Genomic DNA, 14,804 nt, shown 5'->3' with positions numbered 1-14,804 from the left:
GCCCTGGACACTGGACACCGACCGACATGGACACCACCCCGATCCGGAAATCGCACAAGCTGCACAACGTCTGCTACGACATCCGCGGCCCGGTGCTCGACCACGCCAAGCGCCTGGAAGAGGAGGGCCAGCGCATCCTCAAGCTGAACATCGGCAACCCTGCCCCGTTCGGCTTCGAGGCGCCGGAGGAGATCCTCCAGGACGTGATGCGCAACCTGCCCACCGCCCAGGGCTACTGCGATTCCAAGGGGCTCTACTCGGCGCGCAAGGCGATCATGCAGGAGTGCCAGCGCAAGGAGATTCCCGGCGTCGGCATCGAGGACATCTACATCGGCAACGGCGTCTCCGAGCTGATCGTGATGGCCATGCAGGCCCTGCTCAACGACGGCGACGAAGTGCTGATCCCCGCGCCGGACTACCCGCTGTGGACCGCCGCCGCCAACCTCTCCGGCGGCCACGCCGTCCACTACCTGTGCGACGAGCAGGCCGACTGGGCACCGGACCTGGACGACATCCGCGCCAAGGTGACCGCTCACACCCGGGCCATCGTGATCATCAACCCCAACAACCCCACCGGCGCCGTCTATCCGCCGGCCGTGGTGCGCGAGCTGCTGGAGATCGCCCGGGAGCATGACCTGGTGGTCTTCTCCGACGAGATCTACGACAAGATTCTCTACGACGGGGTCGAGCACGTCTCCACCGGGGCGCTGGCCGGCGAGGACCAGCTGGTGGTGACCATGAACGGGCTCTCCAAGAGCTACCGCTGCGCCGGCTTCCGCTCCGGCTGGATGATCCTCTCCGGGGCTATCGCCAAGCAGCGCGCCGCCGACTTCATCCAGGGGCTGACCATGCTCGCCTCGATGCGGCTGTGCGCCAACGTACCGGCCCAGCACGCCATCCAGACCGCGCTGGGCGGCTACCAGTCGATCAACGACCTGATCCTGCCCGGCGGGCGCCTGCTGGCCCAGCGCGACATCACCTTCGACAAGCTCAACGCCATTCCCGGCGTCAGCTGCGTCAAGCCGAAGGGGGCGCTCTACGCCTTCCCGCGGCTCGACCCCAAGGTGTTCAACATCCGGGACGACCAGCAGCTGGTGCTCGACCTGCTTCTGCAGGAGAAGATCCTGCTGGTGCAGGGCACCGCCTTCAACTGGCCGGAGCCCGACCACGTGCGCATCGTCACCCTGCCCTGGGCCGACCAGCTCGAGGATGCCCTGGACCGTTTCGCCCGCTTCCTGTCGCGCTACCGCCAGTAGCGCCGCTTGAAACCCGAACGCCCCGACCGTATCTAAGCAACAGCTTCTGGACGCCGCCCCCCGGGCGGCCCCCTCCCCTTCCCCGACGACTGATGGAGACCCCACCCCATGATGCGAATCCTGCTCTTCCTGGGCACCAACCTGGCGGTGATACTCGTCGCCAGCATCACCCTGCGCCTGCTCGGCGTAGAGGGCTACCTGCGCGGCCAGGGCATGAACTTCAACGCCCTGCTGATCTTCTGCTTCGTGTTCGGCATGGCCGGCTCGATGATCTCGCTGTTCATCTCCAAGTGGATGGCCAAGCGCAGTACCGGCACGGTGATCATCGAGACGCCCTCCAACGCCACCGAGAAGTGGCTGGTGGACACCGTGGCGGAGCTCTCCCGGGAGGCCGGCATCAAGACGCCCGAGGTGGGCATCTTCCCCGCCCAGCAGTCCAACGCCTTCGCCACCGGCTGGAACAAGGACGACGCCCTGGTGGCGGTCTCCGCCGGCCTGCTCAACCGCATGCGCCCGGAGGAGGTGCGCGCGGTGCTGGCCCACGAGATCGGCCACGTGGCCAACGGCGACATGGTGACCCTGGCGCTCATCCAGGGCGTGGTGAACACCTTCGTGATGTTCTTCGCCCGGGTGGTGGCCCACCTGGTGGACAGCTTCCTGAAGAGCCGCACCGACGGCGCGGGGCTGGGCTTCATGGGCTACTTCGCGGTGGTGATCGTCGCCGAGATCGTGTTCGGCATCATCGCCTCGGCGATCGTCGCCTGGTTCTCGCGCTTCCGCGAGTACCGCGCCGATGCCGCCGGCGCCCAGCTCGCCGGCTCCGGGGCCATGATCAACGCCCTGGCCCGCCTCAAGGCCGAGACCGAGATGCCCGACCAGATGCCGGACACCCTGCGCGCCATGGCCATCACCAAGGGCCAGACCCAGTCGCTGATGGAGCGCCTGTTCGCCAGCCACCCGCCTCTGGATGACCGTATCCGGGCGCTCAAGGAAGCGGCCTACCGCCAGTGAGGCGATCAGCGGCGGGCCACCCCGCCGCTGCTCCCTGTACCGGCCGTATCCGCGCGCTCAAGGAAGCCGCCTACCGGCAGTGACGGGGAACCTTGAAAGACAAGCGGGCCCGCCAATTGGCGGGCCCGCTTGCGTCGGGAGTAAGCGTCGGGCGACTCACCCCCGGGTGACCCGAAACCCGGCGCCGGCCAGCAGGGTGGCGAGGGACTCATCGGGCGCCACCAGGACCACCTCCAGGGCGGCGAACTCGCGTCGCAGGGGATAGCTCGCCCGGCAGGCGTCGAAGCCCTTGGCCATGCCCTGGAGGCGGCTCTCGCGCAGCAGGCTGTCGTGGTCGCGGCGCACGTCATGCACGGCGCGGAGGCAGAGCCGCAGGGCCTCCTCGGGCTCAAGGCCCGGGCCCAGCTCCAGGCGGCGCAGCGGGGGGGCCGGCAGCAGGTCTTCCAGGCTCACCCGGGTCGGCAGGCCCAGTCGCTCGCAGAGCGCCCGGTAGATCATGTGGGTGCCGCGCCGCTTGCCCTCCAGGCTGTGGCCGGCGATATGCGGCGTGGCGATCTCGGCCAGGTCGCGCAGGACGGCGTCGATGCCCGGCTCATGCTCCCAGACGTCGAGCACCGCGGTGATGTCGCCCTCGCCGGCCAGCCGGCCGCGCAGCGCCTGGCCGTCCACGCAGTCGCCGCGCCCGGCGTTGAGCAGCACCGTGCCCGGGGCCAGCTCGGCGATCGCCTGGGCGCCCAGCAGGTGGTGGGTCGCATGGGGTCCCTGGCGCACCAGCGGGGTATGCAGACAGAGCACGTCGCAGGCGTCGATCAGGGTCTCCAGGTCGACGAACGCCGCCTGGCCCTCGCGCGAGACCCGCTCGGCCTCGACGCGGGGCGGATCACAGGCCAGGCAGTCGATACCCATGGCGGAGAGCCGCCGCAGCAGCCGCCCGCCCACGTTGCCGGCGCCGATAACGCCCACCCGCCGTTCGGCCAGCGTCCACCCCTGGCGCTCGGCCAGGGTCGCCAGGCTGCCGAGCACGTAGTCCACCACCGCCTCGGCGTTGCAGCCCGGCGCACTGGCGAAGGCGATGCCGCGCGTCGCCAGCAGGTCGCGGTCGATATGGTCGGTGCCGATGGTGCAGGTGCCGACGAAGCGCAGCCGGCGGGCCTCGGCGAGCAGCGCCGCGTCGACCCGGGTGATGGAGCGCACCACCAGGGCATCGATATCGCGCAGGGCAGCGGCCGTGATCTCGCGCCCCGGCAGGCGGACCACCTCCCCCAGGTCGCGGAAGCAGAGGTCGGCGGCAGGCACATCGGCATCGACAAGAATCTTCATGGCGGCTTGTTCGGCTCCGGCAAGGAATTACAATACGCCACACCTTATCACTCTGCCGCCAAGCCCGGCACAGCGCACCGCGGGAGCTTCAATGATCGTTCGCTGGGAAACCGACCACGACTATGTGCTGGTGCACATCCACCAGGACATGTTCGGCGACTGGATCTTCAGCCGCGCCTGGGGGCAGATCGGCACCCAGTTCGGCGGCCTCAAGCATCAGCTGGCCGACGACCATGGCCAGGCCCTGATGTGGCTCGGCGATGAGGCCACCATCCAGGCCTCCCGTGGCTTCCGCAAGGTGCTGGAGGTGGACGACCAGAGCCCCGAGGGGCGCGAGGCGGTCAGCCAGCTGTCGCTGCTGGATGCACTGTAGGAGGCCAATTCATTGGGCGATCAAGGCCCTCGGCCTCGCGCCGCTGCCGCCCAGGCGATGGTGACACCGCCGGGCGCCTGACGGCGCCAGTCGCGCAACGAGTTGCCCTCCTACGGCAAGTTGCCCTACCCCAGGTAACGCCGGCCGCCACGCATGGTCGCTCCCCGGGCCTCGCGGGGCTCGGCCTCGCCGGCCAGCTGGCGCTGCAGCGCCGCCCAGGCGTCCTCCTCCAGCCAGCCCCGCTCGGCGAGCCAGGCGGCCAGCCGCGGCGCCTCGAAGCCGCGGTCGAGCTCCCTGCCCTCGGCATCCACCAGCACCGGGATGCGCACCCCGTAGCGCTCGACCAGGGCGTCGTCCTCGCTGATCTCGACCCGCTCCAGGCGATACTCCCCGGCACACAGCGTCACCAGCAGCGCCTCGAGCTGCTGGCAGAGGTGGCAGCCCAGGGTGGTATACAGGGTCAGCCGGATCATGCGCGCTCCTCCCGGTGGCGAATCAGGAAGACGTGGTGCAGGTCGGGGTTACGAACAAAATCCGGATCGAAGGTCTTCGCCGAGATCTCCTCCACCGCATAGTGCTCGGCCAGGTCGGCGTCCAGCTTGAAGCGTCGCTGGTTGTTGGAGAACACCAGGGTGCCGCCCGGGGCCAGACGGGTCATGGCCAGCCGCACCAGGCGGCCGTGGTCGCGCTGGACATCCAGGGTCTCGTCCATCTTCTTGGAGTTGGAGAAGGTGGGCGGGTCCATGAAGATCAGGTCGAACTGCCCCCCGGCGGTCTGCAGCCAGCGCAGGCAGTCGTCGCGCACCACCCGATGGCGGCTGGGGTCGAGGCGGTTCAGGGCGAAGTTGTCCCGCGCCCACTCCAGGTAGGTGTTGGAGAGATCCACGCTGACGCTGTCGCTGGCGCCGGCCGCCCCCTCGGCCTCACGCGGCCCCAGCGCCGCCTGCACGGTGGCCGTGGCGGTGTAGCAGAAGAGGTTGAGGAAGCGCTTGCCGGCGGCCATCTCGCCCAGCAGCCGGCGTACCGGCCGGTGGTCCAGGAACAGGCCGGTGTCGAGGTAGTCGCGCAGGTTGACCCACAGCCGCGCCCGCCCCTCCTGCACCTCGAAGCGCTCGCCGCTGGCCGCCTGCTTCTGGTACTGGGCGCGGCCACTCTGGCGCTCGCGGCGCTTGATCACCACCCGGGCCGGGTCGACCTCGAGCACCTCGGGAATCACCGAGAGGGCATCGAAGAGCCGCTTCTGGGCCTGGGCGGCATCGATGGAGCGCGGCGGCGCGTATTCCTGCACGTGGACCCGGTCGCCGTAGACGTCGATGGCCAGGGCGTACTCCGGCATGTCGGCGTCATAGAGACGATAGCAGCGCTCGCCGCTCTTCTTGAGCCACTTCCTCAGCCGCCGCCGGTTCTTCTCCAGCCGGTTGGCGAACATCTGGGCTCCCTCGGAGCGCGCCGGGGCGCCTCCCGCCCGGTCTCTGGCGGCGGCATCGTCCCCGCGGGCCGCCTCCGGGATCGCCATCAGCAGCAGCCTGGCCTCGAGCGGGCCGTTGCGCAGGGCGTACTGCTTGTGGGCACGCAGGCCGATGCGGTGGCCGAGGTCCGGGTTGGCGGTGAAGACCGCCAGCCCCCAGCCCGGGAAGGCGGCACGCACCCGTTCGCCGAGCTGCCCGTAGAGGCCGACCAGCTCGGGCAGCTCGCCCAGCCGCTCGCCATAGGGCGGGTTGGTGATCACCAGGCCCGGCGGCGCGTCATCCAGCCCCTCGGGGCGCACCAGTTCGCCGAGCCCGGCGCCATGGAACGCGATCAGCGCCGGGATGCCGGCGCGCATGGCGTTGGCCCGGGCCGCCGCCAGCGCCGGCGGGCTGCGGTCGAAGCCGTGGAGCCGCGAGCGGCAGCGCTTGCGGCCGATGCTGGCGCGGGCCTCGGCCTCGCGCTTCAGCTCGCGCCAGGTCGCCTCGTCATGGCCCGCCCAGCCGTGGAAGCCGAAGCGCTGGCGGGCCAGGTTGGGGGCCATGTCGGCGGCCATCATGGCGGCCTCGATCAGCAGGGTCCCGGCGCCGCACAGCGGGTCCACCAGCGGGGCGCCGTCGCGGGCCAGCGCCGGCCAGCCGGCGCGCACCAGCAGCGCCGCGGCCAGGTTCTCCTTGAGCGGGGCGTGGCCCACGTCGCGCCGGTAGCCGCGGCGGTGCAGGCTGTCGCCGGAGAGGTCCACGCCCAGGGTCAGCCGCCCGCGGTGCAGGTGGGCATAGAGCCGCAGGTCGGGCGACTTGAGGTCGATGTCGGGACGCGCCCGCCCCTCGGCATGCAGGCGGTCGACCACGCCGTCCTTGACCGTCTGGGCGCCGAAGCGGGTGTGGCGGATCGCCTCGGAGCGACCGTGGAAATCCACCGCCAGGCTCGCCCCGGAAGCCAGGTGGGCCTTCCACTCGACCGCCGCCACCGCGGCCCGGAGCTGTTCCGGCGTCTCGATCCCCTCCTCGCGGGCGAGGCAGAGCACCACCCGGTTGGCCAGCCGCGACCAGAGGCAGGCGCGGTAGGCCGCCTCGAGCCCGGCCCGGAAGTGCACCCCGCCCACCGTGGTCTTGCCCGGTTCGGCCCCCAGGGTCGCCAGCTCGTCGGCCAGCAGCAGTTCGATGCCCCGGGGACAGGTGGCAAGAAAGTCAAGGGTCTCAGTGGGTTGGCTATCGGTCATGAAGGTGTCACCGGCATGCTGTTGGGGTCATGGCCGCCGTGACCGGCGGGTGAACGGGATGTTACAAATCAAGGGTCGACAGTGGCGACCGGGATGGGCTATCAATAACCCAGTAGCTACTGAAGAACGCATGCGTTTTCTGTCACCGGGCACGGCTCAGCAAGTCTGACGCGATCCCCGGGGCACGTTACGGATCGATCGTGCGCCACGCTGACGCATGGATCGCTCCAGATTGATACCTTTTCAAGAGGTAGTCCAATGAAACGACAGAAACGTGATCGCTTCCAGCGTGCCTATATTCATGGCTACAAGGCGGGAGTCTCAGGTCGTTCCCGCGATGACTGTCCCAGTCAGGATATCAATCTTCGCGAATACTGGATGAGCGGTTGGCGTGAAGGTCGTGGGGATCAATGGTCCGGCATGACGGGTGTCTCCGGAATCCACAAGAACCCCATGGTGATGTGACCCCCCCACCTTTCCCTTCGGGTTTACACCCCCCCCTCGAGAGAGCCCGTGGCAAGCGCCACGGGCTTTTTGCTGGTGCCTTCCGGCCTCATGGCGTGGCGACGCTGGCCTTCAGCGCCCGGGCGCACTCGCCCACCAGGGCAGGGCCACGATAGATGAAGCCCGAGTAGAGCTGCACCAGGTCGGCCCCCGCCGCCACCTTCGCCACCGCCGAGTCGCCGCTGTCGATGCCCCCCACGCCGATGATCGGCATCGTCGGCAGGTGGCGGCGCAGCTCGCGGATCACCGCATTGGACGCCTCGAACACCGGACGCCCCGACAGGCCGCCCTGCTCATCGGCGTGGACCAGGCCCGCCACCGCCTCGCGGGAGACGGTGGTGTTGGTGGCGATCACCGCATCGATGCCGTTATCCGACAGCGCCCGGGCCACCAGGGCCACCTCCTCGGCGTCCATGTCCGGGGCGATCTTGACCGCCAGCGGCACCCGCCGGCCGGCCTGGCGATCCAGTTCGAGCCCCGCCTCGCGCAGCGCCCCGAGGAGCTGGTCGAGATGCTCGCCGAACTGCAGGCTGCGCAGCCCCGGCGTATTGGGGGAGGAGATGTTGACGGTGACGTAGTGGGCATGGGCATGGACCTTGCGCAGGCAGGTCAGATAGTCATCCACCGCCTTCTCCACCGGCGTGGTGAGGTTCTTGCCGATGTTGATGCCGATCACGCCGTCATAGCGGCTCGCCCTGACCCTCTCGACGAGGCGGTCGACGCCGGCGTTGTTGAAGCCCATGCGGTTGATGATGGCACCGGCCTCGGGCAGCCGGAAGAGCCGTGGCCGGGGGTTCCCCGCCTGGGGTTTCGGGGTCACGGTCCCCACCTCGACGAAGCCGAAGCCCAGTGCGCCCAGGGCATCGAGGTGGTCGGCATTCTTGTCGAGCCCCGCGGCCAGGCCCACCCGGTTGGGAAAGCGCAGGCCCATGACCTCCACCGGGTCCTCCACGCGCCCGCCCCCGAGCCGCTTCGCCAGCCCCAGCCGTCCGGCCAGGTCGAGGCCCGACAGCGCAACGCCGTGGGCGGTCTCGGCGTCGAGGCGAAACAGGAGCGAGCGGGCAAGCGAGTACATGGCATCTCCGGGGGCAGCGGCATCGGGGCGGGCGGATTATAGCAGCGCCAGGCCCGGGTGACGACGCGAGCGAGGCGGCGCCATCCCGGGGTTTTGTGGTCTACTGTCTGCCTCGATTCCACCACGGAGGCATCGCGGCGCCGGCGCCGCGATGCGCCCCAGCCAGGGAGCAGGCCATGGCCGACACCACCGAGACACTGGAACACCGCCTGTCGCGTATCCACCTGGCGCTGGAGAACGAGCAGCTGGCCGATGTCGACGCCGTCATCGCCGACCTGGAGCCCGCCGAGATCGCCCTGCTGCTCGAGTCGCTGCCCCCCGCGGCGCGGGTGCAGCTGTGGCAGCGCGTGCCCACGGAGGTCGACGGCGAGGTGCTGCTGCATGTGCATGACGAGGTGCGCAGCACCCTGCTCGACGACATGGACCACGAGGAGATCGTGGCCGCGGCGGCCGCGCTGGACACCACCGACCTGGCGGAGATCTTCGAGGACCTGCCCCAGCAGGTCGCCGAGGACATGCTGCGCTCCATGGACGCGCTGCAGCGCACCCGCCTGGAGGAGACGCTCTCCTTCGAGGAGGACAGCGCCGGTCGCCTGATGCGCATGGACACCATCGCCGTGCGCGCCGATGTCAGCCTGGAGACGGTGCGACGCTTCCTGCGCTGGAAGGAGTCCGTGCCGGACAACACCCACCTGCTGATGGTGGTGGACCGCGACGGCCGCTTCGTGGGGGCCCTCTCGCTGGCGCGCCTGGTCAGCCACGACCCGGAGATGGCCGTCGCCGACCTGATGGACCGCGAGGTGGACAGCATCCGGGTCGACATGAAGTCCCGGGACGTGGCCACCCTGTTCCAGACCCACGACCTGGTCTCCGCCCCGGTGGTGGACGAGACCGGGCTGCTGCTCGGGCGCATCGTCATCGACGACATCGTCGACGTGATCCGCGAGGACTCCGACCAGGCGCTGATGAACATGGCGGGCCTCGACGAGGAGGAGGACCTCTTCGCCCCGGTGCTGCCCAGCGCCAAGCGCCGGGCGGTGTGGCTCGGGATCAACCTGCTCACCGCCTTCCTGGCCGCCTGGGTGATCGGCCGCTTCGAGGACGCCCTGGACAAGATCGTTGCCCTGGCGGTGCTGATGCCCATCGTCGCCAGCATGGGCGGCATCGCCGGCAGCCAGACCCTGACCCTGGCCATACGTGGCCTGGCACTGGGGCAGATCAGCCGCACCAACAGCAGCTGGCTGCTGCGCAAGGAGATCGGCATCGCCGCGCTCAACGGCCTGCTCTGGTCGCTGGTGGTGGCGCTGCTCGCGGTGGTCTGGTTCGGCAACCTCGCCATCGGCGCCATCATCGCCGCCGCGCTGGTGATCAACATGCTGGCCGCCGGCGTTGCCGGCATCGTCATCCCGCTGATGCTCAAGCGGGCCGGCATCGACCCGGCCCTCTCCGGATCGGTGATCCTGACCACCGTCACCGACGTGGTGGGCTTCATGGCCTTCCTGGGCCTGGCCACCTTCTTCCTGCTGTGAGCCAGAACCGGTGAGCCAGAGACCGGTGAGCCAAAGCCCGGTGAGCCATCGCCCGCCCTGACCCGCCGGCGCCCTCCGCCGCAGACGACGAACCCCGCCGAATGGCGGGGTTCGTCGTGGCGGGATGACCCGAAGGGCATCAGGTCTCGCGGCTGCTCTCGGCCAGGTCGACCAGTTCGCGCACGGCCACGGCAAACAGCGGGAAGCCCCCCTGGCTGCCGCTGCCCACCTGCTCGAGCAGCCGGCACCAGCGGCTGTGCATGCTGCCATGCAGGGTCAGCCACTGGTCGACCCGCTCGGTGGCCTCGCGGGGCCCGCCCTCCATCTGCAGCACGCTGACGGTGAGCGCCAGCTGCTGGCGGTCGATGTCGTCGCGGAAGGTCTCCCTGGCCTGGGCCTGCCAGCTGTCGCGCACCCTGAGCTCGGTGATCTGGCGGATCATCCAGGGCAGCTCCAGCCGAGCGCCGATCTCGTAGTACACCTCGGCCACCTTCTGGGGCTTCTCGTCGGCCTGGCGGGCCGCCTGGATGATGCCCAGTGCCGCGTAGAGGCTGCCCGCCGCCGCCACGATCGCGGCCAGCCCCACGGGCACGCCGGCCTCGACCAGCTCGCCGCGGCGGGCCTCCCAGGCCTCGAGCTCCTCGCCGCGCAGACGCTTGCCGATGCTCTCCTGCAGCGGGGCGAGGCGCGGAGCGAAGTAGTCGATGGTCTCCCGGGTGCTCATGCCGGTGCGGCTGCGCAGGAACCAGCGGGTGGCCCGGCGGATCAGCCGCATCAGGTCGAGCATCATGTCGTACTGGACCGAACTCGCCACCCGGTTGTCGAGGGCCTCGATCTGCTGCCACAGGGTGCCGAGCTGGAACACCTCCCGGGCGATCACGTAGGCCCGGGCGATGTCGGCCCGACCGGCCCCGGTGGAGTCGATCAGTCGCCGCACGAAGACGATGCCCATGTGGTCGACCAGGTCATTGGCCACCTGGGTGGCGACGATCTCGCGCTTGAGCCGGTGCTCGTACATCTCGTCGCGGTAGCGCTCCACCAGCGCCTTCGGGAAGATGCGCTCCACGTAGCGGGCGATGGTCGGGTCGTCGGGCACCTCGGAGGCGATCAGGTCGCCCTTGAGCACGCTCTTGGCATAGGAGATCAGCACCGAGAGCTCCGGCAGCAGCATGCCCTGCTGGTTGGCGGCGCGCTCCTCGAGGACCTCGTCGGCGGGCAGGAACTCCAGCTCGCGGTCCAGCTGGCCCTGGGCCTCCAGCTCGCTGATGAAGCGACGATAGGGGCCGACGCCCTGGCGGGAGAGCAGCTCCGAGAGATCCAGCGCCTGGGTCTGGCGGTAGTTGTCGAGCAGCACCAGGTCGGAGACCTCGCCGGTCATGTCGGCCAGCAGCTGGTTGCGCTGCTTCAGGGTCATGTCACCGCGCTCGACCACCTCGTCGATGAGGATCTTGATGTTGACCTCGTGGTCGGAGCAGTTGACCCCGCCGGCGTTGTCGATGAAGTCGGTGTTGACCCGCACGCCCCGGGCGGCGGCCTCCATGCGGCCGCGCTGGGTCAGGCCCAGGTTGCCGCCCTCGCCGACCACCTTGCAGTTGAGCTCGCAGCCGTTGATGCGCAGCGCATCGTTGGCCTTGTCGCCCACCTGGGCATCGCTCTCCTCGCTGCCCTTGACGTAGGTGCCGATGCCGCCGTTCCAGATCAGGTCGACGTGGGACCTGAGCATCGCCTGGATCAGCTCGCTGGGCGAGAGCTTGTCCTCCTTGATGCCGAAGGCGGCCTTCATCGGCTTGGAGATGGGAATCGACTTGGCGCTGCGCTTGAACACCCCGCCGCCCTCGGAGATCAGCGAGGCGTCGAAGTCCTCCCAGCTGGAGCGTGGCATCTCGAACAGCCGCTGGCGCTCGGCAAAGGTGGCCGCGGCATCCGGCGTGGGGTCGACGAAGATGTGCAGGTGGTTGAAGGCCCCCAGCAGGCGGATCCGGTCCGACAGCAGCATGCCGTTGCCGAACACGTCGCCGCCCATGTCGCCGATGCCCAGCACGGTGAACTCGTCCTGCTGGGTGTTCACTCCCAGGTTGCGGAAGTGGCGCTTCACCGACTCCCAGGCGCCCTTGGCGGTGATGCCCATCTTCTTGTGGTCGTAGCCGTTCGCGCCGCCGGAGGCGAAGGCGTCACCCAGCCAGTGGCCATACTCCGCGGAGATCTCGTTGGCGATGTCGGAGAAGGTGGCGGTGCCCTTGTCGGCTGCCACCACCAGGTAGGGGTCATCCTCGTCGTGGCGCACCACCTCGCGGGGCGGCACTACATCGCCTCCCTTGAGGTTGTCGGTGACGTCGAGCAGCGCGCGGATGAAGGTCTTGTAGCACTCGATCCCCTCGCGCTGGAAGGCCTCGCGGTCGCCCTCGGGCAGGCGCTTGCAGACGAAGCCCCCCTTGGCGCCCACCGGCACGATCACCGAGTTCTTCACCTGCTGGGCCTTGACCAGGCCGAGCACCTCGGTGCGGTAGTCCTCGAAGCGGTCGGACCAGCGCAGCCCGCCGCGGGCCACCTTGCCGCCGCGCAGGTGCACGCCCTCGACGCGGGGCGAGCAGACGAAGATCTCGAAGGCCGGGCGCGGCTTGGGCATCCCGGTGACCTTCGAGGGCTGCAGCTTGAAGGCGATGTAGTCCTTGGGCTGGCCGTCCTCGCGCCGCTGGTAGTAGTTGGTGCGCAGGGTGGCCTGGATCAGCTCCATGTAGCGACGCAGCAGCTGGTCGTCGTTGAGGCTGGCCACGTCATCGAGCAGGCGCTGGATGCGCGCCAGGCAGTCGTCGATCTCCCCTTCGGCGGGGCGCTCCTCGGGATCGAAGCGCAGCTCGAACAGGGTCACCAGCTCGCGGGTGATCTCCGGGTAGCTGGCCAGGGCGTTGGCCATGTACTCCTGGGAGACGCCGAAGCGGATCTGCTTCAGGTAGCGGGCATAGCCGCGCAGCATCGCCACCTCGCGCCAGTCCAGGTTGGCGCCGATGATCAGCCGGTTGAAGGCGTCGTTGTCCGCCTCCCCGGCCCAGAGGCGCTGGAAGGCCTCGATGAAGGGCTCGCGCATCTCCTGGAGGTTGACCTCGGTGCTGGTGTGGTGCTCCAGGTCGAAGTCGTGGATCCAGTAGCGGGTATCGGTGGCCTCGATCTCGTAGGGGCGCTCGCCGATCACCCGCAGGCCGAGGTTCTCCATCATCGGCAGCACGTCGGAGAGCGGGATGGGGGCCTCGCGATGGAACAGCTTGAGGTTGACCCCGCTGCCCTCCTCCTCCACCAGCCGGTAGAGCGACAGCGCCAGCGGCGCCCCCTCGTCCAGCTCGCCGATGTGCTGCAGGTCATAGACCGCGGTGCGCGCGTTGAAGTCCTCGCGGTAGCTGGCCGGGAAGGCGTCGCGGAAGCGGTCCATCAGGCGATTGGCCTGCTCCTCGCCGAAGCCCTCGATGCTGGCGGCCTGCAGGTCGTCGCGCCAGTTGCGGGCCAGCTGGGCGACCTTGGCCTCCAGGCGCTTGATGTCGTACTCGGCCGGGCGGTCGCCCTCGAAGCGCAGGATGAACTGGATGCGCGCCAGCACCGACTCCGACAGGTAGGTGTTGAAGTCGCCGAAGGTGGCGCCCAGCTCCTCGCAGAGCAGGGCCTGGATGCGCAGGCGCAGCTCGGTGGAGAAGACGTCGCGCGGCACGAAGGCCAGGCAGGAGTAGAAGCGCCCGGGGCGGTCCTCGCGGATGAACAGCCGGACCCGGCGTCGCTCGCGGATGCTCAGGATGCCCAGCGCGGTCTGCGCCAGTTCCCGGGTATCGATCTGGAAGAGGTCGTCGCGGGGATAGACCTCGAGGATCTGCAGCAGCTGCTTGCCGTTGTGCCCCTTGGGATTGAACCCGGCGATCTCCATCACCGTCTTGAGCTTGCGGCGCAGGATCGGCACGTTGCGCGGCGACTCGTTGTAGACGGTGGCGGTGAACAGGCCCAGGAAACGGTGCTCGCCGACCAGGTTGCCCTGCTCGTCGTAGCGGTCGATGGAGATGTAGTCGGGGTAGGTGGGGCGATGCACCCGGGCATGGTGGGCGCTCTTGGCGAACGACAGCAGCTCGGGCACCAGCACGAACCGGCCCTCCTCGATGCCGAGCTCGGTGCGGATCCGCTCGCGATAGCGCGGCTGGTCGAGGCGGAAGACCCCCAGCTCGCTGCCCTTGGCCCTGTCCAGCTGCTGCTTGCCGCGCTTCTCGCCGACCTCGTAGGCGTCATAGCCTAGGAAGGTGAAGTTGTCGTGGAGCAGCCACTCGAGGAAGGCGATGGCCTCCCGGTGGTCGTCGGGGTCGGTCTGGGGCGGGCAGCCGGCGCGCAGCTCCTCGAGGGCGGCCTCGACCCGCTCGCGCATCGGCTCGAAGTCAGCCACCGCGGTGCGCACATCGACCAGCACATCGTGCAGGCTGGTCTGGATATCCTGCAGCACGGCGGCATCGGAGTGGCGGTCGATCTCGATGACGATCAGCGACTCGCGGGCCTCGGGGGCCTTGGCATCCCGGGGCGAGGCGACCCGCTTGAGCCGATGCTTGCCGTCGCGCTCCGTGGCGAGCACCGCGTTGTGGATGGCGTGCACGGTGATGCCGCGACGGTTGAGCTCGATGCGCACCGAGTCCACCAGGAAGGGCATGTCCTCGTGCAGCACCGCCACGAAGGTGTGGGGCGACTGCCAGCCGTGCTCCTCGAAGTCGGGGTTGAAGACGCGCACCTTGGGGTAGGCCGGGTCGAACTCCTGCAGGAAGTGCCAGACCGAGAGCGTCGCTCCGTAGAGGTCGTCGAGGCGCCGGTCCTCCAGGTCGTCGAAGGGCACCGAGGCGTAGAAGTAGCGCGCGAAGGCCTCCACCTCGGCGGCCTTGTCCCTGTCCAGGCGGCTGCCCAGCCGCTCGGCCAGCTGCTTGAGAAAATCCTGTCTGGCTTCATCGTTCGCAACGTGCTGCATCCATCACCTCGTGCCCTGGGCCGCGACGGCGGCCGGAAGTCTTCGACACGGCGGCCGAGTCGGCCGCCC

The 14,804-nt window shown here is 69.3% G+C and carries 10 protein-coding genes; 5 read left to right on the top strand and 5 right to left on the bottom strand.

The annotated features are described in order from the left end of the window. The first annotated feature begins 26 nt into the window (after positions 1-26). Positions 27-1,256: a pyridoxal phosphate-dependent aminotransferase gene (locus BDK63_RS06250; RefSeq protein ID WP_183330505.1), complete on the top strand. Its 1,230-nt coding sequence runs from the start codon at positions 27-29 to the stop codon at positions 1,254-1,256. A gap of 108 nt (positions 1,257-1,364) precedes the next feature. Next, a complete protein-coding gene (gene htpX / locus BDK63_RS06245; protein ID WP_183330504.1) occupies positions 1,365-2,267 on the top strand; it encodes a protease HtpX in 903 nt (300 codons plus the stop codon). A gap of 156 nt (positions 2,268-2,423) precedes the next feature. Here the strand turns inward: htpX and pdxB are convergent, their stop codons facing one another. Continuing rightward, a complete protein-coding gene (gene pdxB, locus BDK63_RS06240; protein WP_183330503.1) occupies positions 2,424-3,587 on the bottom strand; it encodes a 4-phosphoerythronate dehydrogenase PdxB in 1,164 nt (387 codons plus the stop codon). A 91-nt stretch (positions 3,588-3,678) separates the two neighbouring features. Between pdxB and BDK63_RS06235 the strand changes: the two genes are divergently transcribed. Continuing rightward, positions 3,679-3,960 carry a hypothetical protein gene (locus BDK63_RS06235; protein ID WP_183330502.1) on the top strand — a complete coding sequence of 94 codons (282 nt, stop codon included), beginning with the start codon at positions 3,679-3,681 and terminating at the stop codon, positions 3,958-3,960. Positions 3,961-4,085: 125 nt separating this feature from the next. Here the strand turns inward: BDK63_RS06235 and BDK63_RS06230 are convergent, their stop codons facing one another. Next, a complete protein-coding gene (locus tag BDK63_RS06230; RefSeq protein WP_183330501.1) occupies positions 4,086-4,433 on the bottom strand; it encodes a glutaredoxin family protein in 348 nt (115 codons plus the stop codon). Next, positions 4,430-6,649 carry a bifunctional 23S rRNA (guanine(2069)-N(7))-methyltransferase RlmK/23S rRNA (guanine(2445)-N(2))-methyltransferase RlmL gene (gene rlmKL, locus BDK63_RS06225; RefSeq protein WP_183330500.1) on the bottom strand — a complete coding sequence of 740 codons (2,220 nt, stop codon included), beginning with the start codon at positions 6,647-6,649 and terminating at the stop codon, positions 4,430-4,432. The genes BDK63_RS06230 and rlmKL overlap by 4 nt, the downstream gene beginning before the upstream one ends. Positions 6,650-6,907: 258 nt before the next feature. On the opposite strand from rlmKL, the gene rmf reads away from it, so the two are divergent. Next, a complete protein-coding gene (rmf, locus tag BDK63_RS06220) occupies positions 6,908-7,114 on the top strand; it encodes a ribosome modulation factor (RefSeq protein WP_183330499.1) in 207 nt (68 codons plus the stop codon). An 88-nt stretch (positions 7,115-7,202) separates the two neighbouring features. Here rmf and BDK63_RS06215 read toward each other — a convergent pair whose 3' ends face one another. Beyond that, the gene (locus BDK63_RS06215; RefSeq protein ID WP_183330498.1) at positions 7,203-8,228 is read right to left on the bottom strand and encodes a quinone-dependent dihydroorotate dehydrogenase; all 1,026 of its coding nucleotides are present in this window, start codon (positions 8,226-8,228) and stop codon (positions 7,203-7,205) included. 176 nt (positions 8,229-8,404) lie between these two features. Here BDK63_RS06215 and mgtE point away from each other — a divergent pair, with 176 nt between their 5' ends. Continuing rightward, the gene (mgtE, locus tag BDK63_RS06210) at positions 8,405-9,757 is read left to right on the top strand and encodes a magnesium transporter (RefSeq protein ID WP_183330497.1); all 1,353 of its coding nucleotides are present in this window, start codon (positions 8,405-8,407) and stop codon (positions 9,755-9,757) included. 139 nt (positions 9,758-9,896) lie between these two features. On the opposite strand, the gene BDK63_RS06205 is transcribed toward mgtE, so the two are convergent. After that, positions 9,897-14,735: an NAD-glutamate dehydrogenase gene (locus BDK63_RS06205; protein ID WP_183330496.1), complete on the bottom strand. Its 4,839-nt coding sequence runs from the start codon at positions 14,733-14,735 to the stop codon at positions 9,897-9,899. Between the last annotated feature and the right edge of the window lie 69 nt (positions 14,736-14,804).

Origin of the sequence: Halomonas campaniensis (assembly GCF_014193375.1) — a bacterium.
Lineage (GTDB): Bacteria > Pseudomonadota > Gammaproteobacteria > Pseudomonadales > Halomonadaceae > Halomonas > Halomonas campaniensis.
This window is presented reverse-complemented; position numbering and strand designations above follow the sequence as displayed.

Coding starts and splice junctions, on each gene's coding strand:
- BDK63_RS06250 (WP_183330505.1), top strand. CDS start 27: ATGGACACCACCCCGATCCGGAAATCGCACAAGCTGCACAACGTCTGC.
- htpX (WP_183330504.1), top strand. CDS start 1,365: ATGATGCGAATCCTGCTCTTCCTGGGCACCAACCTGGCGGTGATACTC.
- pdxB (WP_183330503.1), bottom strand. CDS start 3,587: ATGAAGATTCTTGTCGATGCCGATGTGCCTGCCGCCGACCTCTGCTTC.
- BDK63_RS06235 (WP_183330502.1), top strand. CDS start 3,679: ATGATCGTTCGCTGGGAAACCGACCACGACTATGTGCTGGTGCACATC.
- BDK63_RS06230 (WP_183330501.1), bottom strand. CDS start 4,433: ATGATCCGGCTGACCCTGTATACCACCCTGGGCTGCCACCTCTGCCAG.
- rlmKL (WP_183330500.1), bottom strand. CDS start 6,649: ATGACCGATAGCCAACCCACTGAGACCCTTGACTTTCTTGCCACCTGT.
- rmf (WP_183330499.1), top strand. CDS start 6,908: ATGAAACGACAGAAACGTGATCGCTTCCAGCGTGCCTATATTCATGGC.
- BDK63_RS06215 (WP_183330498.1), bottom strand. CDS start 8,228: ATGTACTCGCTTGCCCGCTCGCTCCTGTTTCGCCTCGACGCCGAGACC.
- mgtE (WP_183330497.1), top strand. CDS start 8,405: ATGGCCGACACCACCGAGACACTGGAACACCGCCTGTCGCGTATCCAC.
- BDK63_RS06205 (WP_183330496.1), bottom strand. CDS start 14,735: ATGCAGCACGTTGCGAACGATGAAGCCAGACAGGATTTTCTCAAGCAG.